Origin of the sequence: Planomicrobium soli (genome assembly GCF_003014655.1) — a bacterium.
GTDB lineage: Bacteria > Bacillota > Bacilli > Bacillales_A > Planococcaceae > Planococcus > Planococcus soli_B.
Map to the genome: position 1 here is coordinate 274,421 of NZ_PYAT01000004.1, position 18,511 is coordinate 292,931.

The 18,511-nt window shown below is 40.3% G+C and carries 14 protein-coding genes; 9 read left to right on the plus strand and 5 right to left on the minus strand.

What is annotated here, in order from left to right:
- Positions 1–91: 91 nt before the first annotated feature.
- Complete coding sequence (locus B0H99_RS07240) at positions 92–2,125, minus strand: sensor domain-containing protein (protein ID WP_146137256.1); 2,034 nt, start codon at positions 2,123–2,125, stop codon at positions 92–94.
- 278 nt (positions 2,126–2,403) lie between these two features.
- Between B0H99_RS07240 and B0H99_RS07245 the strand changes: the two genes are divergently transcribed.
- From B0H99_RS07245 to B0H99_RS07285, 9 genes are all read left to right on the plus strand, one after another.
- A complete protein-coding gene (locus tag B0H99_RS07245; RefSeq protein WP_181313606.1) occupies positions 2,404–5,148 on the plus strand; it encodes a S8 family serine peptidase in 2,745 nt (914 codons plus the stop codon).
- Between the two features lie 393 nt (positions 5,149–5,541).
- Positions 5,542–6,087, plus strand: a complete 546-nt coding sequence (locus B0H99_RS07250) for a DUF2179 domain-containing protein (RefSeq protein ID WP_106532982.1) — start codon at positions 5,542–5,544, stop codon at positions 6,085–6,087.
- Positions 6,088–6,626: 539 nt separating this feature from the next.
- Complete coding sequence (locus B0H99_RS07255; RefSeq protein WP_106532983.1) at positions 6,627–8,153, plus strand: right-handed parallel beta-helix repeat-containing protein; 1,527 nt, start codon at positions 6,627–6,629, stop codon at positions 8,151–8,153.
- A gap of 359 nt (positions 8,154–8,512) precedes the next feature.
- Positions 8,513–8,947 carry a VanZ family protein gene (locus B0H99_RS07260; RefSeq protein WP_245894431.1) on the plus strand — a complete coding sequence of 145 codons (435 nt, stop codon included), beginning with the start codon at positions 8,513–8,515 and terminating at the stop codon, positions 8,945–8,947.
- Positions 8,948–9,150: 203 nt separating this feature from the next.
- Complete coding sequence (gene glpK / locus B0H99_RS07265) at positions 9,151–10,662, plus strand: glycerol kinase GlpK (protein WP_106532985.1); 1,512 nt, start codon at positions 9,151–9,153, stop codon at positions 10,660–10,662.
- 256 nt (positions 10,663–10,918) lie between these two features.
- Positions 10,919–12,013, plus strand: coding sequence for an acyltransferase (locus B0H99_RS07270; RefSeq protein WP_106532986.1), 1,095 nt, complete (start codon positions 10,919–10,921; stop codon positions 12,011–12,013).
- Between the two features lie 183 nt (positions 12,014–12,196).
- Complete coding sequence (locus tag B0H99_RS07275; RefSeq protein WP_106532987.1) at positions 12,197–13,918, plus strand: CocE/NonD family hydrolase; 1,722 nt, start codon at positions 12,197–12,199, stop codon at positions 13,916–13,918.
- A gap of 31 nt (positions 13,919–13,949) precedes the next feature.
- A complete protein-coding gene (locus B0H99_RS07280; protein WP_106532988.1) occupies positions 13,950–14,330 on the plus strand; it encodes a hypothetical protein in 381 nt (126 codons plus the stop codon).
- 115 nt (positions 14,331–14,445) lie between these two features.
- Positions 14,446–15,540 carry a D-alanyl-D-alanine carboxypeptidase family protein gene (locus tag B0H99_RS07285; RefSeq protein ID WP_181313607.1) on the plus strand — a complete coding sequence of 365 codons (1,095 nt, stop codon included), beginning with the start codon at positions 14,446–14,448 and terminating at the stop codon, positions 15,538–15,540.
- A 232-nt stretch (positions 15,541–15,772) separates the two neighbouring features.
- On the opposite strand, the gene B0H99_RS07290 is transcribed toward B0H99_RS07285, so the two are convergent.
- The 4 genes from B0H99_RS07290 to B0H99_RS07305 are packed head-to-tail and all read right to left on the minus strand — an operon-like array spanning position 15,773 to position 17,830.
- Entirely contained in the window at positions 15,773–16,534 is a 762-nt protein-coding gene (locus tag B0H99_RS07290) for an STAS domain-containing protein (RefSeq protein WP_106532989.1), read from the minus strand.
- Positions 16,512–17,162, minus strand: coding sequence for a cobalamin B12-binding domain-containing protein (locus B0H99_RS07295; RefSeq protein ID WP_106532990.1), 651 nt, complete (start codon positions 17,160–17,162; stop codon positions 16,512–16,514). The genes B0H99_RS07290 and B0H99_RS07295 overlap by 23 nt, the downstream gene beginning before the upstream one ends.
- A gap of 15 nt (positions 17,163–17,177) precedes the next feature.
- A complete protein-coding gene (locus B0H99_RS07300; RefSeq protein WP_106532991.1) occupies positions 17,178–17,528 on the minus strand; it encodes a hypothetical protein in 351 nt (116 codons plus the stop codon).
- The gene (locus tag B0H99_RS07305; protein WP_106532992.1) at positions 17,525–17,830 is read right to left on the minus strand and encodes an antibiotic biosynthesis monooxygenase family protein; all 306 of its coding nucleotides are present in this window, start codon (positions 17,828–17,830) and stop codon (positions 17,525–17,527) included. The genes B0H99_RS07300 and B0H99_RS07305 overlap by 4 nt, the downstream gene beginning before the upstream one ends.
- Between the last annotated feature and the right edge of the window lie 681 nt (positions 17,831–18,511).

The following is an 18,511-nucleotide window of genomic DNA, read 5'->3' on the forward strand; positions in this document are numbered from 1 at the left end:
GAAAATCAATTTTTGATTTTCTGCTTTTTTGTGTTCTCAGAGACAGGAAAGGGATAAGCAGAAGGATTCTTCTTATCCCTTTGAGCTTTCTCTAGTATTCAATCGAAAACTGGTAATTCTCCTGGAGATACTTTGTTTCAAATTCCTCTATGGTTAGCGGTTTATCAAATAGGTATCCTTGGTAAACGGTGCAGCCATTGTTTTTAAGAAAATCGATTTCTTCCGGACGTTCTACTCCTTCAGCTATTAATTCGCATTCAATGCTTTTTGCCAGATGGATAAGCGACTTCAGTACGGCTTCTGTTTTGCGGCATTTTCCAATTTCTTGGACGAAGCATTTATCGATTTTTATTTTATTGACTGGAAACTGAGTCAAGTAAGAAATCATGGAAAAGCCGGTGCCAAAATCATCGATGGCGATGGAAATGCCGTTTGCTTTACAGCGCAGTAAGTTTTCAAGCGTCTGCTCCGAATAAGTCATTTCGGCCTGTTCCGTAATTTCAATTTCAATCCACTCTGGCAGGATGCCGTATTGCTCCATCATTTCGGTAAGTATATCGAAAAAAGTAGGACAGGACAGAAGCGAAGGCGTCATATTGACAGCAGTTTTAATATGGCGTCCATACCGCGACTCCCATTCTTTCATCTTCTTAAAAACTTCTGTCAGTAAATGATAAGTTAAAGGAATGATTGTTCCAGCCTGTTCCGCGACTTCTATAAATTCTAATGGGGAAAGTTCACCAAGTACCGGATGAGCCCACCGCGAAAGAATTTCTGCTCCTATAAGTTGGCCGGAATTCCCGTCAATCTGAGGCTGTAGAGCAAAGTGAAAACCAGACTCGTGTAAATCTTTTGTAAGTTCTTCTTCGATTAATAATCTGCGAGTGCGTTTCTCATTTATCGATGGATTAAAAATTGCATACGAAGAACCCTTCAATTTTTTCGCTTCCAGCATAGCTGTTTCTGCATTAGCCACTAATTGATCAAGGGTTTCTGCATCGTGTGGAAAATGAGCAATTCCGATACTGGCTGTAACTTTGATGGTTTTAAAGTTTCCTAATTTGAATGGCTGTTCGAAGACTGCAAGTATCTTCTCAGCAAATTGAGAAGAATTTGCATAATCTGGCTCACAACGAAGATAAATAAAATTATCGCCGTCGCGTCGACCAACTTTATGTTGTTCGCCTGCCATTGCTCGGAGCTTTTCTGCCACCATTTTTAAAATCTGATTTCCAGTATTGTAGTCATGCAAAGTATTAATCAGCTTTAAGTTATCCAGATTGATAAAATACATCGAAAATGGCTTTTCTTGTCCTTTGAAAGAAAGGCCTTCTTGTATAAGATTTCTCCGATTTGGAAGGCCGGTTAGGTCATCGAAATAAGCATACTGGGTCAAGGTGATTTCAGCCTGTTTTTGTTTTCCGATGTCTTGGAAGTAGACCGCTAATCCACCGATTGCTAAAGGGTAAGCTTTGACCCTGAACCAAGTATCAAGCGATTCGAAGAAAGTTTCTACTTCAACTTCAACTTTGTCTTTTAATGCAAGCTCATATCCTTCGTATAATGGCCTAATGCTCTTAGCTGATGGAAAGGATTCCCATAAGTTTCTGCCAATTACATCTTCCCTGCGGCAACGAACGATTCGTTCTGCAACATCATTAAGGTAGAAGAGGGTGAATTGATGGTCTATTAGGAAAAACCCTTCAGTCATACTTTCTAAAACACTTTCTGCTGAGATAGCTTGCACGGAATGGATACTGGTCGGTTTCTGTAAAAGCAGCGCATAGTCAGGGAAACTTGCGTCAAAATTTATGGGGATTGCTTCGAATGATAAAGAAATATAATCTCCAGTTTTTGCGGGAAAGTGTTGCTTTGTTTCCACTGTAAATTGCTCTTTATTCAACACAGCAAGCAAGGCACGAATTTCATTTTGGTTTCCTGATTGTCGGCTAAGTTGAAAATAATCGGATCCGATGCCGGTCCACTCTTTCGACAAATTGTATTTTAAACATGCTTTTTCCCATGCTTGGTTCACTTGTATAATTTTTCCCTTGTCATCAATTACTATAAGCGGATCTGTAGCTGCATAAAACCATTCTTCTGATAGGTTTATTTGTTGTTTCACTTTTTCCACTCCTGATAGATAGGTAAATTGTATAAACAAAAAACTTTTAAGACGATTGAGAAAAATTTATGGTTCTTTCTGTATGGAAATCAGAAAAATATTGATATAAGCTATTATAGCTGAAAAATAATAAAAAATATTACTATATTTGTAAAAAAATAATGTATATAATCCTTTTGGAATTATGATATCATGTGGGAGGAAAGTTTGGTAAAAGTTCTTGAAAATAGCGATATTATCTATATTTTGATGTCGCTTTGATGAAAAGGAGAATAATAATGAAGCAAACCTTAGCCGTACTAATGGCATTAATAATATTTTTACAGTTGGATATAACCATATCTGCAGAAACACAACAGGCGGAAACTGATCAAGTCATTGTTCTAATGGAGGAAAAATCTTTACATCCACTAGAGAATGGTGAAGTGATTCCGGTTGAAGGACAAGATAGCCAGTTGGTATCAGTGAAAGTTCCAGAGAATGAAACGGTAGAGAGTTTTATGGAAGAACTAGAGAAAAGAAGTGATATTGAAAAGGTTGAGCCGGATCACAAGATCAAGCTTGCGTATACTGCAAATGATTCATACGTAAGTCTAAAGCAATATCACCATCAGACAATCGGAACCATGCGGGCCTGGGATAAAACCCTCGGATCCACGGAAGTGGTGGTCGCTGTCATTGATGATGGCGTTGATATGCTTCATACAGATTTAGAAGGCAAATTTGTTTCTCCGTACGATGTAGTAAAGAAAAGCAATACTGCTATTCCAACGGGAGCCCATGGAACACACGTGGCCGGTATAATAGGAAGCTCAATTGACAACCAAAAGATGGGGGCAGGCATTGCTCCAAGAACGAGCATCATGCCAATCAATGTTTTTAATGGGGAGTACGCATACACTTCTGATGTTATATTGGGCATCAACTATGCAGTGGAAAACGGTGCGGATATTATAAATATGAGCCTTTGGACTGAAGAGCCTAGCGAAGCTCTTGAAACAGCGGTTCAAAGCGCACATGAAAATGGAGTAGTCATGGTTGCGGCCGCGGGCAATAACGGAAAAAGCGAACCAAATTATCCGGCGGCTTATCCAGAAGTTATTTCAGTCGGTTCTACTACAGCTAATGATGAGTTATCCAGTTTCTCTAATTATGGGCCAACGATTGATATTACCGCTCCAGGCAGTTCGATCCAATCGACCCTTCCTGGAGATTCGTTCGGGGAAATGAGTGGAACATCGATGGCTTCTCCGGTAGTCGCGGGAGTCGCAGCTTTAGTGTTAGCTGATGATCCGAAGTTAACCAACTTAGACATTGAAAAGCGGTTATACGAAACGGCAAAAGATTTAGGAGCACCCGGCAAAGACGATTTTTTCGGCAATGGCCGGGTAAATGCAAAAGATGCCTTATTGCTTCCGCCTGCAATACCGGAAGTGGACGAAGTAAGTGATCAGTCAAACGAGGTAATTGGAAAAGCAGAAGTGGACGCTGCAGTGACTGTTAAGCGAGGAGAAACTGTTTTAGGAACTGGTACAGCAACGGCGGAAGAGACATTCGGCATTGCCATCTTGAAACAGAAAGCGGGAACCAAGCTAACGATTACTGCCGAAAACCGTTTTGGCAAAGTGGAAAAAGAAGTTTTTGTAGTTGACGTAACCCCACCTGAGCCGCCACTAGTCATTTCTCTTTATCACAATGCAACTTCGATTGTTGGAAAGGCCGAACTTGAATCCACTGTTTCCGCTTATGCAGGAAACAAAGAAATTGGCAAAGCTGCAGCAATCGGCGGAAACTTCATGATGAAAATCCCTAGGCAGACAGCAGGTACAACTGTTAGCGTGGTTGCAAAAGACGCAGCAGGGAATAAAAGCCCGGCAGCAAAAATTACTGTTGCTGACGGCACTGTGAAAGTTGCGGCGACAGCATACAATAAGCTAAAAGTGAGCTGGGCACAAGTTGCTGGAGCGAACGGCTATGAAATATACCGGAGCGCATCAGGTTCAGGAACTTACAGCAAAATCAGTACAGTTACCAACGGAAAAACGTTAAGCTATATCAACAGCGGCCTTGCAACTGGCAAAACTTATCATTACAAAGTGCGGGCGTATCGGATGGCAGACGGAGGCAAAGTGTATGGGCCGTATACTGGCGTTGCGAACGGAAAGCCGGCTATCTTTCATTCAGCTTCAGTAAAAGCCGCATCACCCGGTTACAATAAGAGCAAAATAAGTTGGTCTAAAGTTAGCGGGGCAAGCGGGTACGTCTTATACAGAGCGACTTCGAAGGCGGGGACTTATAGCAATATCAAAACCGTCGAAAGCGGCAGTTTGCTCAGCTACTACGATACAAGCTTGGCAACAGGAACGACCTATTATTATAAAGTAAGGGCTTATCGCACGGTCAATGGAAAAAAACATTATAGTCCGTATTCTAGTGCTGTGAGCATCAAACCAACCATTTCTGCAGTTTCTTCTATAAAAGCGGCAACTGCAGGCTACAACAAAAACAAAGTTAGCTGGTCAAAAGTGGCTGGAGCCAGTGGTTATGTGGTGTATCAGTCGACTTCGAGAAACGGTACGTACAGCAATGTTAAAACAGTAGGAAGCAGCACACTGAGCTTCACCAGAACAGGTTTGACGACTGGAAAAACTTACTACTACAAAGTAAGGGCCTATCGTACGGTCAATGGAAAAAAACATTTTGGTCCCTACTCCAGTATTACAAGGACAATGCCGGTTCTGGCAAAACCAGTGAGCATTTCAATTAGTAAGGCGAGTACCACTACTTTTAAAGTAACTTGGCGCAAAGCCAGTGAAGCCAGCGGATATGAACTTTACCGTGCAACTAGCAAAAAAGGGAATTATACTAAAATAAAAACTACCGCTTCCGGATCGACTATCAAATTTTCAAACAAAAGTTTGGTAAGAGGTAAAACTTATTATTACAAAGTAAGAGCCTACCGTATTGTGAATGGAAAGAAGATTTATAGTTCTTTTACGACAATTAGTTCATACAAACCATGAAAGAAAGCTTGTTCCGAATTCTGGAGCAAGCTTTCTTTTACGTAGAAAACTGAAGCTAAGATCGGGAAATTCACTAAATATTATAGAAAGATAGAGAATTATTGTTTAGGAAAGATAAGTAAGTGGAAATATAGATGAAATAAATAGGGAAGAGCAAGGGGATAAAAATTTTTTCCATCCTGCTTGTTTTGCTATTTTTGCCTTCCGAATAAAATACTACAGAAATAATAGTGTGCCAATTAAAGGCTGGGCATAAGTAAGTCATCATGTAAAAACTATTAACGAAGTTTAAAGAATATGAAAAAAGGAATACACACGTTTACATGCTGTTTTGCAGGGGAAAAACCGTTTCATCAGGAAAGAGATAATATTTAATGGAAAGAAGGTTTTATTTTGGGCTTAAATCCGATCTTATTAGTATTCATCATCTTTACGATTAGTATTGTCTATGTGACATTATCGACGGTCCGGATGATTTTGATGATGAAAGGTTATCGGTACTTGGCTGCCGCCTTATCCGTGCTTGAGGTTATCATCAATATTCTAGGACTAGGTTTGGTGCTTGAAAACATATCGCAAATCCAGAACTTGATCTCATACGCCGCTGGATTTGGTGCAGGAATTATTGTAGGTTCTGTAATCGAAGATAAATTGACTTTAGGTTATGTAACAGCTAGTGTTGTTTCTCCGGAAAACTCGGATAAACTATCAAAACAGTTAAGGGAAAAAGGCTATGGCGTAACGGATTGGGAAACGAATGGCCATGAAGGCAAGCGCCGTTCATTGCAGATTTTGACACCGAAAAAACATGAACTAAAATTATATCAGACAATCAAGGAGTTGGAGCCTCAAGCGTTTGTAGTAGCCAATGATTCAAAAACTATTCATGGAGGATTTTGGATCCGGACAATTAAACGCGGCCGGCTGTTTAATTCGTAATAGTATATTGTAAAACCCGCAGAGCGACAGCACTGCGGGTTTTGTGTTTTTAAGTTTATAATCACTAGGTGTTTCATCGGAAAACGCGAGTGCAGCAATCATCAGTTAGTACGAACTCCCCTAAACCCTCAGTTTAAAAACCGAATTTTCATTGTCGATATAGATGCAGTATGTCTGGTATAAATATCGACTTTAGTAACAGCTCCCATTCCCAATCTTTACAATAGTTTGACAACTTGGAAGCTGGTGCTATTATTAAAATTAAACTATAGAATTTGTTTAGCGAAATAGTGTTGGTATAACAAATAATAGGAATATTAATTTAGAGGCTGAGCGGTTCAAGTCCAGTTTACAAACGAGAGAAATCCGGCTAAAAAGAGGGCAGGATTTGGCGGAACCGTAAGATGAATTTTCTGGCCCTATTAGTTTCAACTTTTAACATTTATTTAACCTTGCAAGTGTAATCTTATCCATAGGAAAAGAGATTGGAAGCCTGCAAATTGACGTGAACGCGTATACGGAGTAAGGAGTGGACATAGATGGTTGTCAGAAGCAATATCGGTAAAACGGCCTTAGAACTTAGAAGCAAAGAAGATTTGATTCGGGAAATGTGGATTCCTAAAAAAACGAGTGACCAGATTTTTAATGTGAAGTCCTATGGCGCCAGAGGCGATGGCAAGGCAGATGACCGCAAAGCGCTTCAGGAAGCCATTGATGCCGTCTATCGCACTTCAAAAGGAGGAAACTTATTCTTCCCCCCAGGCCTGTACCGGATCAGCGGGCCGCTTGAAGTGCCTGAAGTTAAAGACGGAAGCCCTGTTGCTTGGCTTGGCCATAGCCCTGATTCTACCATTATCGCGCCTTCGCAACCGATGGATTACCTGGTCAGAATGCGCGGAAGCGGCGGAGCTGTCAAAGGCATCAAATTCATAGGAAGCGATCCTGAAAACGGCTATGTGCAATACGCCAAAGTCTGCATGTTGGCAACTGATATTCATGACAAGATCTTCTCGAATTCTGTATTTGAATGGGCACTGATTCATGGGCTTCAAATTACAGGAGAAGGAAACAATAATTTATGCGTGTTCGAACGGCTCTGCCAGTTTTCACAAAATGGAACAGTTGCAAAAGGGAGAGGCGGTTCAGGCTCCGGAAGTAAAGTATCCTTTTTGGCTTTCAATCCAAAAGAAAGCGGTGTATATGTCGGGGCATACTTGAAAGTGGGGAGCGGAGAAGGTTCGGTCTACCACATTGATGAAGTGGGCACAAACAGCATCAAAGTCTCGCCGGATTTGAAACGCCCTTTAAGTGTCGGGACTGAGTATGCCATCCATATCGGCTGCGGACTCCACACGGATAGGGGAAGCGACAACAATGTCTACGGCATCTATGATTGTCATTTTGTCGGCAATAAAGGAGCGGGCCTCATGGTGCGCGGACTCTACGGCCATCATATACAAGGCGGCAATTTCGATTCCAATGGAATCACCGGTATCCATATCGGGAGCGGCTCTATCGATACAACGCCTGCTTATTCCAATTCCATTACGCATGCTTATTTTGAAAACAACGGCTATGCAAATGCAATTTTGGATTATCCATCAGGCCTAACCATCCTTGAACCGCTATTGGCGAAACCGGTTGATGGGGTGGGTGAAGGCATTGCTTCCCTGACATCACTGCGCGAAAACTACTTTGACTATAGTACTGTTAGTGTAATTCATAACGGTCAGCTATATCAGTATATAGGAGAAGAGCCGGAAAGCGCGTCTTTCAGCCGGGACCAGGAACCGCGCATTACCGTCAATCGGAAATCCGGGGATACCAATCCTATCCGGTTTGAACTTCCGGCGGCCCCTTCCCATAAATTTGGAGAAGTTCTGGAAATGTATGTTGAAGACAGCGCCGGCCAGCCGGTTCAAATAGTATGCGATTCTGCTGATGTTAACAATAAGGACGGCAAAAAGGGCGTAGAGGCGCCTGCGGGGGCTGGATACAAAATTGTCGCTTTTTATAGCAGGAATAAAAAAAGTTGGATGGTTTCATATACCAATCCGATTTTGTAATTGTTATGTTGAATGGAACGATAAAGAGGAATGGAGAATAATGTAGAAACAGTTTTAACAAGAAGGTTGCGGCTAGAATCCACGAAGGATTTTAACTGCGGCCTTTTATTGTTGACTGATAGAAGCAATACCTTAGCTTCAACAAAGTTACCGAATTTTATTTAATCGCATTTCTTTATGGCAGCTTCGAAAGTGACTTTTTACTTAAAGCATTTGGACTAGGGGATGCTATAATAAATAGGGCGTTTATAAGCTTTTGAAAAAGATTCAATAATGCCTTATTTGTTAAATCAATATGAAAAGGGAATATATATATGTCTAAATGCAAAGTAATAGCCTGGACTGGAGTTACTCTTTGGATGGCTTTAATCTTTTTTCTATCCCACCAGCCATCAACGGATTCAAGTGAGTTAAGCTCAGGGGTTGTGGAAGTTATCTTAATGGCAGCAGAAAAAATTGCGCCTGAGTTGCGGGAGCATGTGGATATGGTCCATCACATTGTCCGGAAAAACGCTCATTTCATCATTTATCTTGTACTGGGTGTACTGGTGATGAATGCGCTCAAAACAAGCGGTGTTTCGAGATGCCGGGCCTTAATATGGGCTATAAGTATTTGTTTTGTTTATGCTATTTCAGATGAGTTCCATCAAATGTTCATCCCAGGAAGAGGGCCTGCTTTGATGGATGTAGCGATTGATAGTGCCGGTGCGGCGGTTGGAGCCGGATTATACGTAATGATTGCCGAGTTCAAGGCTATGAAAAAACAAAGCAAGAGCTGGAATGAAGTTTTTTAACAAAATATATGGCAATTCATGAATTTATGATAAAGAAAAGGCATGTTGGATGGAGTCCACCATGCCTTTTCTTTATTTTTTATGTGCATTTAACTATCGGGGACAAAGTTTGTGCTGGTTTTATCAGAAGTGGCAAGGGTAGAATTAAGGAAGAGCCGAGTAATAGAAACATACGTATCAAAACTGGTAAAGGAGGAATCTCTATGAAAAAAAAATATATATTATCAATTGACCAAGGAACGACAAGTTCTCGCGCAATGCTGTTCAACCATGAAGGTGAGGTTGTTGAAACTGCACAGCAGGAATTCCAGCAATTTTTTCCGAAACCAGGATGGGTGGAGCATGACGCAAATGAAATCTGGACATCGGTTCTGGCCTGTATCGCTGGCGTATTGCGGAAAGCGGACGCAGAACCTAGTGAAGTAGCGGGAATCGGCATAACCAACCAGCGGGAAACGGCAGTTGTATGGGACCGTACAACAGGCAAGCCAGTCTACAAAGCAATAGTATGGCAATCACGCCAGACCGACGGCATTTGCAAAGAATTGATTGAGCATGGCCATGAAGAGACGTTCCGCAACAAAACGGGATTGCTTATCGACCCTTATTTTTCAGGAACAAAAGTGAAATGGATATTGGATAATGTTGAAGGGGCGAGGGAAAAAGCGGACAATGGTGACTTAATGTTCGGCACTATCGATTCATGGTTAGTCTATAAGTTATCCGGAGGCCAAAAACATATCACCGATTACAGCAATGCTTCCCGGACATTGATGTACAATATTTACGACTTGGTTTGGGACGATGAACTTTTGGAAATCCTGACAGTGCCAAAGAGCATGTTGCCGGAAGTCAAGCAGTCTTCTGAAATATACGCGCATACGATCAACTACCATTTCTTCGGCCACGAAGTGCCGATTGCCGGTATAGCGGGTGACCAACAAGCTGCTCTTTTCGGCCAAGCTTGCTTTGAAAAAGGTATGGCGAAAAACACCTATGGCACGGGTTGTTTTATGCTGATGAACACAGGCGAACAAAGTGTAAAATCTGAGCATGGCTTATTGACGACACTTGCATGGGGAATCGACGGCAAAGTGGAATATGCGTTAGAAGGCAGTATTTTTGTAGCTGGTTCCGCTATCCAATGGCTGCGGGACGGGCTACAAATTATTAATTCTGCACGAGAAAGTGAAACCTATGCTGCATCTGTGGATTCAACGGATGGGGTTTATATGGTGCCGGCATTTGTTGGCCTTGGCACTCCTTATTGGGATACTGATGCAAGAGGTGCCATATTTGGCATAACACGCGGGACAACAAAAGCGCATTTTATCCGTGCGACGCTTGAATCTCTTGCCTACCAGACAAAAGATGTAGTCGATGTGATGATTGAAGACGCAGGAATTGAACTGAAGACGCTTCGAGTTGATGGCGGTGCCGTAGCGAACGATCTTTTGATGCAATTCCAAAGCGATATTTTGGATGTTCCGGTGGAACGGCCAGGCATTTTGGAGACGACGGCGCTTGGGGCAGCTTATCTCGCGGGTCTTGCGGTCGGCTTCTGGAAAGACAAAGAAGAAATTGCCCAGCAATGGAAAGTTGAAAAAACGTTTAAGCGCGAAATGGATGCTGAAAAGAGCGAAGAACTTTACGAAGGCTGGAAGCTTGCGGTGGCATCAACTAGAAGCTTTAAAAAAGCAAAATTAGATAAATGATTTTTTAAAAAAATATGGTGACTAGCTATTAGGAGACTTAGCAAGTGAGGCAGAGAAATTCTGCAACTTTGCTTAAGTCTCTTTTTATTAGTAAAGCAAGTTAGAGAAGATTTGGGAATAATAGGCATGTAACACAAAAGCGGCTCCAAAAAGGAGTCGCTTTTATATGCAGTATTCTAAAAAGTTAAAAAATTATATTAGTAGGGTTATAATGATATAATTTTATTGGAAATTAATGAAGGGCAAGTGAAATATAATGCAAAAAAAGTTTTATGAAGAAATTCCTTTTGTGCGGGCTATTGCTTGTATTATGGTTGTTTTTGTCCATGTTTCATCTGGAACTATTACTGCAGCTAATGGTTCTATAAATACATTAAATTTATATTTGTATGAGTTACCACGCTTAGGGACACCTATTTTTGCGGTGATCAGCGCATTCTTGCTTTTTGGTTCTGTGAACCGACGTGGCTTCAATATTAAGCATTTTTTAACATCAAGAACAACGAAAATCGTTTTGCCTTTTATTATCTGGACGTTGATCTATTTAAGCTTTAAAAAATATTTTTATAGTAATGAAATATTTCCAGATGCTCAAAGTACAGCAAAATACTTTTTGGTTGGAACAGGATATTATCACCTTTACTTTATGATTACTGTTATTCAATTCTATATTATGTTTCCTTTACTTCAATTGATACGAAACCGAAAAATGCTATTAGGGTTTTTCTTTGTTAGTTTGCTTGTAAACCTTTACTGGTTTACAGGATCAAAAATACATACGGGAATTGATTTGCTTGATATAATAATCGGGCATCGTTCATTTTTGCTGAATTGGATCGGGTTCTTTATGTTTGGAGCAGTATTGGTCAGTTATTATTCAGAGATATTAAAATTTGTGAAGCGTCAAAAAGTTGTATTATTTGTTTCTGCAATATTGATTTTTCTAGCGCTATGTCTTGAAATTGACCCAAATAATATTTTCACTTCTTCAAGACCGATAAATTTATTGTATGTGCCAATTTTCGTGCTGTTTTTATTATCTATTCAAGGTTTGATTGCGAAAGTTCCTTTTATTCTTAGCGGTTTAAATATTATCGGCAATTACTCGATGGGTATCTACCTAGTACACCCGATGGTGAAAGGTATTTTAAGAAGAAATACTCCACCAAGTTTTTGGGAACCCGAATTAATACTAGTGACAATTGGAATTGTACTTCTCACAAGCCTAATTATTGTTCATTTGATAATGTTCTTACCAAAAGCAAACTACCTAATACCAATCGGTAAAGCGAAAAGAAATAGTCCGGTTGTAAAAGAAAATTTATCAACTTCAGTATCCAATTCTTTATAAGCGGAAGATTATAAACAATAGCCTTGCATTCGCAAGGCTATTGTTTATTTTTTGGGAAAGGATGAACTAAAAAAAGTATTTTTTAAAGTAATAGTAACTGAAAAAATCAAAACAATAGTGGAATGGTAACCAATAGATTAGAATAATCTAAAAAGATAGTAATGGAGAGGAGAAATTTAGGCGATGAAACTCCATATTATTTTTATATTATTTTTTGTTGGAATTGTATTTTCAATGTTTGGATTTGTGGAAAGTTTGGATACATACTATGAAGAAAAGGCTCTTGCGAGGCCAACAGAAACCTCAATCAAAGGCAAGGGGACATTAGAAAGGAAATGGGTAGTAAAAGAAGAAAAGATGTCCCATGAGAAAAACGAAGTTCGAGTCATTGAAGATATAAATATTAAAGTTAGAGACGGGATCATCCTGAAAGGGCGTTTGCTTTTACCAAAAGGAGTGAAAGAGCCTTTGCCGACCATTGTGCAACTTAATGGATATGGGCATGAATCGGACAGAGGCAAAAGCGAAACGAAATTAATGGATCTGGCAGAACGCGGCTATGCGGTTGTCCATGTAAGTTTGAGGGGAACCGGAACTTCAGAAGGAAAAGCAGGCCTTTACAATTTTTATAGTTCAGATGGCTATGATGTCATCGAGTGGGCGGCAGAGCAAGGATGGAGTAACGGCAAAGTAGGAACAATTGGCCTTTCCCTGTTAGGTATCAGCCAATGGCTTGCTGCAAAGGAATTGCCTCCAAGTCTAAAAGCGATCAGTCCAGCAGCTGCATGCGCCGATTGTTATGAGATGCTTTGGCATCCTGGTGGAATGGAAGCAGGACCAGGACGGATTGCACGTAGCGTTGAATACAAGGCGGCGAAAGAACACCGAAACTTTGACGGCTGGTGGCAAGAGCGTGTAGTTTCTACTGAAGACTTAAATAGAATAGCCAAGCACGGTGTAGCTGCTTTTATCACTGGAGGATGGAATGATTATATCAGTCCAGACAATATAGAGGCATTTGAACAATATAGCAAAACTAGCATACACAGTAAATTAATTGTTTCTTCTGATGCTCATACATATTTGTCAGGAGTTATGCCTTATGGATTTGAAGATTATCAAGCTCAATGGTTCGACCATTATTTGAAAGATAAGAACAATGGAGTTAATCAACATGATCCGGTGCTTATTTATGTGCAAGGTGCCAATCAATGGCGTTATGAAAAGAAATGGCCGCTTATTGGTACAAATTACATCGATTTTTATTTAACAAACAAAAAAAGCGATTCTATCAATAGCATAAATGACGGATTGTTAATTGAAGAAAAAACAACCGATAAGGAAGCGACGGCCATGTATGAATACTCTCCGGAAACCGGACCGTTCTTGCCGACATTATTGAGTGCGACTGGGCGTTTGACTATTAATCAGCAACCCTACGAAAAACAAACACTGACATGGACAACCGGTGCGCTTGCTGAGCCAACCGAGATAACCGGTAATCTGTCGATGACTTTTTGGGCGGCAGTAAATGCAGAAGATGCCGACTTTGTGGTCCAGATTACAGATGCAGCGCCAAATGGAACTTCTAGACAAGTAACTGCAGGTTACTTGAATGCCGCACGAGCAAATTCGCTCGCAGAACCGATAATGGTTGAACCAGGCAAAATTAAGAAATACACTATAAAAATCTATCCAACTTCCTATGTCTTTAAAAAAGGACATCGAATTAGACTAAGTCTTGCAGGCGGCACAAAAGCGTTTCCTAAACAAAAATCACCTCAAGGACCGGGAATAAATCCGATTGGGTCAACGGTCATTGTTTATCAAGGCTCCAAATATCCATCTAGCTTAAGATTGCCGGTAATTGGACAAGAAACATTAGAGTTGGATAGAAGAAACTAAAAGTTGAGAAATTAGAGAAGTGGGGGTAACTATGGCTGTTAAAGAAGAACTTGTACTGGTTTTGGAGGAATATAAAAGCTCATTTAAGGTTTGTCTGCTGGGTCGGGACGGAACTACGTACAGCAGCAATTATTTTAAGGAAATGCCTGAAGTGGCGGAGGTTCGTTCTTTAATTGGCACTTTAACGCACATTTTTGGCAACTTCAATCGAATAACCTACAGCAAAAATTTCACAACTATTTGGGATCATGAAGCACGACCTGATTCTTTTGGCAAGTTTATGGCGGAGCTGTTTGCTTCAAAGGAAGATTCAAGCACTAATAAATATCGCAGGTGGGAACATTTTAGTGAATTTTTAGAAGAGCAGGAAGAAGTGGTGCATCAAGACCGAACAAAAGATCTGCCATTTTGAAACTTGTTGAATTAGAAAGGGTTATTAAGTTTTTGTTACAATTACTATTTTCAGGATATAGTATGCTATTCTGTTCTCTAATGCAAATTGTAAGTATGTTGAGGGAGTGGAAAAAATGAACATTAAAAAATGGATGGTTGTTCTATTAATAAGCATTTTACTAGCTTTCCAATTGGCTAGCCCAACCAAAGCAAAAACTGATACAACACCACCTGCTAAACCGCTTGTCGCTGAAGTGTTTGACTCTTCAAAAGCTATTACAGGAAAAGCGGAATCAAATGCCAAAGTTTATGCTTATGCAGGAAACAAAAAATTAGGAGAAGCAGTTGCGTATAACGGAAAATTTTCCATAACTATAGTACAGCAAAAAACTGGAACTAATATTTCAGTTCATGTGATGGATGCCGCAAAAAACAAAAGTAAAAGCAAAACCGTAATAGTTGGCCAAACACCACCCGCAGGCCAATATAAAACTACAGCCAATCTCAATATGCGCTCTAATGCTTCTATAAATGCTCATATTGTTACAGTTCTTCCAAAAGGAACAGTTGTAAGCTTTGTAAACAGTTCAGAAAATTGGTATAAAATAAAAGCTGGCGCATATACTGGTTTTGTCAGTTCTGCTTATTTACAAAAAGTCTTTTCAGGGAAACCGGCAAACTTTCCAGCTCCGTCTTCCAAAGTACCTGGAACATACGTAAATGGTGTATTGCTTGTTAACAAGAAAAACGGTCTTCCATCCAGTTACAACCCAGGAGTTGATTTGACAGCCCAAAAAGCTGTTGCAGCTATGATTTCAGCTGCAAAGAAAGATAAAATCTATCTTACTTCATTTAGCACATTTCGAAGCTATTCACGTCAATCAATACTATATTCAAACTACGTTGCTAAATACGGAGAAGCAGAAGCAGAAAAATTCAGTGCACGTCCAGGCCATAGTGAACACCAGACGGGGCTCGCTTTTGACTTCGGTGGAGCAGAACAGGCAGATTGGTTAAAAGAATCGTTCGGTAAAACGGAAGAAGGCAAGTGGCTTCAGGAAAATGCTCACAAATACGGTTTTATCCTTCGTTATCCAAAAGGAAAAGAGAGTATTACTGGTTATCAATACGAACCTTGGCATTACCGTTATGTCGGATCTGAGCTTGCGGTTAAGATAAAAGGCAGCGGAAAAACGCTGGAAGAGTATCTTGGCGTAAAAGAAAAGTGATTGTTATCAAAAATCACCCCTGAATAAAGGACAATGTGAAATCTGTCCATTATTCAGGGGTTTTTTAAAATTATCACTATAATCATTTTAGTTTAAAGCTTTCCATACTTTAATTCGCATTACACAAAAAATTTAAAAAAGAGCTTTTAAATGAAGATTAGTATTAGTTTTTTTAGACTAATTATCCCATCTCTGAAAATTTCATCTTTAAACTTTACAAAAGAATTCTTTTTTAAATTTGATGATCAGCCAATACGTTCTGCAATGAAACAGCAAACGTGGCCTGGAGCCCTTTATTTAACTCGTGCAAACGTTTCGCATGTCTTGGATGGACACCCGTAATCGAAATAGTGACCCCCATGATTGATAGAGACTCTAATAAAGCATTGAATTGAACCAATCCATCCGGATCAATATCGTTCATGGCCGTCAGATCAAAAATTACAGATTGACTGTCTTGCCGGTAAACATTCTCCAGAATCCGGGGCAAAACAGTGATCATTTTCTGCTGATCAATTGCTCCAAATAAGGGGATAAGCAGCCGCTGTTGATCTAGTTTGATACAAGGCGCAGATAATTCTCTGACATTTTGAAGCAATTTGTCCGTCCGTTCTTTCTCAAGAAGCAAATCGTAATTGGTGTCGTTTAAGCGTGTTCTCAAATGTGTTAATTGTGCGGACACACGAGTAAAATGACGGTCTTTTGGAACAGCAATAACATTCGCGCTTTCCCCGCTTTCCCACTTGCAATGGACATCCATCACCATCGGTTCATCCAGTGGCGATAAAAAGGTCAATTCAATTGGCTCATTGGAACGTGCCGGATCCAAAAACTTTAATGCTTTCTCTCGGCTTCCTTCTTCTAGGAGACCGGTGAAAACAGACGCTTCCTTGAATAGAGTCCGTGCCAGTTTAGAACTCGCTAAAATGGTGAGCTTCCGGTCTAATTGAAAAATCGGCAACGGCCAATCTTCAATATGGGGCGCGTGCTTCATTGTTCGACTCCTTCCTGGACTGAATCCAATCTTCAAGGGTCTCCAAACTTTCAAGCACAACAGCGCCTTCAGCTTTTGCGTCCGATAAATCGACCAAAGTAACAGCACGGCCACCGATAAGTACAGTCGGTTTTGGGTTCAACAGTTGAACGGCATCCATATATAGTTTCACTAGAGGCAGACGGCCAACGAGGGCAGCGGATAATCCAATGACATCCGGCTTCAATTGCTTTGCAGCCTCTAAGGCATGTTCAATCGGCAAATTCGGTCCGAGATCATGGACAGTCCAGCCATGTTCACGGAAAACACAAGCCACCATTTTTAAACCAAGGTAATGGTCTTCGCCTTCAAACCCCATGATCATCGCTTTTCCTGCTATTTCTTTTTCTGCTTGGCTCCGGTTGTCTGTAGCAGAAATTACAAAATCACAAATTGCAGTCGCTAAATGTTCGTCAGCCACACTAATAACATTTTCTTGCCATAACTGTCCGATTCGGTACATGGCAGGCGTCAACATTTTCTGATGGAGTTCCTTCTTTGTATGGGTCTTCAAATAATATTGAACTTTTCGCAAAGCGTAGTAATCATCGCCTGAAAGGAATATATCAGCAAGTTCGTCTGAGGTCATAGTGTGTCCTCCTTTCTAATTATCGAGAAGATGTATAGCCTCTTTAAGGCATAGAATCATGAACTCCTCTTCCTCAAGTTTAACTTTTCCAGGAAGAATCGCAATTAAGCGCTCAAAGTTATCGATAATCAAATGGGTTCCGACATTTCTGCTTTCTAAGACGGTCTGTAGCCATTTCGTATAATCGAGAAACAAAGAAGGTTGTTTAAGCGAATAAGCTGTTTCCAAATGGTCAAGATGGTGAATATTGTCTTTCTCGGTATGGACAATTCCATTCTCACCAAAACGTTCAACGAGTGAAGGATGGGCGGCGTAAATGCTTTCTCTTGTCTCTTTAGCAATTTGTTGTTTTGTTAGTAGGTTCATTCGGCAACAACCTCATACTGCCGGACTGTCGGTACAATATTTGCCAGCTCCTGATCTGGATAATGTTTTTCCATGTCATGTATTTCTTTGAATTCCGCGCTTCTTACCCAGGTAAGATAAGCCTCTTTTGTCTGCCACTCTAAGTGGACAGTCAATTCGTTCAGTTTTTTTGTGTTCTGGATCAGCCGGAAGAGATGGAATCCTTCTGCCGAATCTACCCGTCGGGAGCGTTTCTGGTAGATGCCAATTACTTCATCCACTTTTTCCGGCGGAACAATTACCGTTGACGTTACAATATACATGCCATTTCTCCTTCGCCTCTAAATTCTGTGTCCATTATAACACTTCGGCCTCAGAAATAAAAAGAAAGCAAAGGACGTGAAAAGAGCTGTCCAGCAATGGGACAGCTCTTAATATGTTTTCCGTGCTTTTGTTGCCCAAGCTTGTATTTTACGATCGATTATCATAATGTATTTCTTTCCAATTGTTATGCCAAAAAGGAACATGGACAATAGAAAAAGTGTAAAGAAATCTATGCTTTTCCGTTCTAAAAAATTCAAGACTCCGAGCACAACATGAGGAGTATAGCCTAAGCCAGTGCTAATTGAAAAAGAGATAAGAACGCGTATTTTTGATTCGAGCCAGTATCTGGCGTAAAACATATAAAAAGTAGCGGACCATGCAACAATGTCGCATGAAATCAGTATTGTCCACTTGTGAGCTAATAATAAGTCCGCAACCATAACATTACCCCTTGCTCTTAAAAAATCTTTCGTTCGCTTTTTTTCTGTTGTGTGGGTTTTATAAGTCGCATCTATTCATAAGTGCAGAGCATAGATCATTAACTACTTATAACCGTTTAATGAAAAAGAAAACCTTTAGCTCTATGAATAATAAGCACACTTTAGTAAGTTTAGTCTTTAAGAATCACTAAGTGGATTGATTTATATAAAATTTAAGATTAAGATAGGCGGAAGTAATTA

Excerpts from the sequence above, each read along its gene's own strand:
- B0H99_RS07290 (WP_106532989.1), bottom strand. The coding sequence starts at position 16,534 with ATGAAGCACGCGCCCCATATTGAAGATTGGCCGTTGCCGATTTTTCAA.
- B0H99_RS07280 (WP_106532988.1), top strand. The coding sequence starts at position 13,950 with ATGGCTGTTAAAGAAGAACTTGTACTGGTTTTGGAGGAATATAAAAGC.
- B0H99_RS07260 (WP_245894431.1), top strand. The coding sequence starts at position 8,513 with ATGGCTTTAATCTTTTTTCTATCCCACCAGCCATCAACGGATTCAAGT.
- B0H99_RS07295 (WP_106532990.1), bottom strand. The coding sequence starts at position 17,162 with ATGACCTCAGACGAACTTGCTGATATATTCCTTTCAGGCGATGATTAC.
- B0H99_RS07270 (WP_106532986.1), top strand. The coding sequence starts at position 10,919 with ATGCAAAAAAAGTTTTATGAAGAAATTCCTTTTGTGCGGGCTATTGCT.
- B0H99_RS07285 (WP_181313607.1), top strand. The coding sequence starts at position 14,446 with ATGAACATTAAAAAATGGATGGTTGTTCTATTAATAAGCATTTTACTA.
- B0H99_RS07275 (WP_106532987.1), top strand. The coding sequence starts at position 12,197 with ATGAAACTCCATATTATTTTTATATTATTTTTTGTTGGAATTGTATTT.
- B0H99_RS07255 (WP_106532983.1), top strand. The coding sequence starts at position 6,627 with ATGGTTGTCAGAAGCAATATCGGTAAAACGGCCTTAGAACTTAGAAGC.
- B0H99_RS07300 (WP_106532991.1), bottom strand. The coding sequence starts at position 17,528 with ATGAACCTACTAACAAAACAACAAATTGCTAAAGAGACAAGAGAAAGC.
- glpK (WP_106532985.1), top strand. The coding sequence starts at position 9,151 with ATGAAAAAAAAATATATATTATCAATTGACCAAGGAACGACAAGTTCT.
- B0H99_RS07305 (WP_106532992.1), bottom strand. The coding sequence starts at position 17,830 with ATGTATATTGTAACGTCAACGGTAATTGTTCCGCCGGAAAAAGTGGAT.
- B0H99_RS07245 (WP_181313606.1), top strand. The coding sequence starts at position 2,404 with ATGAAGCAAACCTTAGCCGTACTAATGGCATTAATAATATTTTTACAG.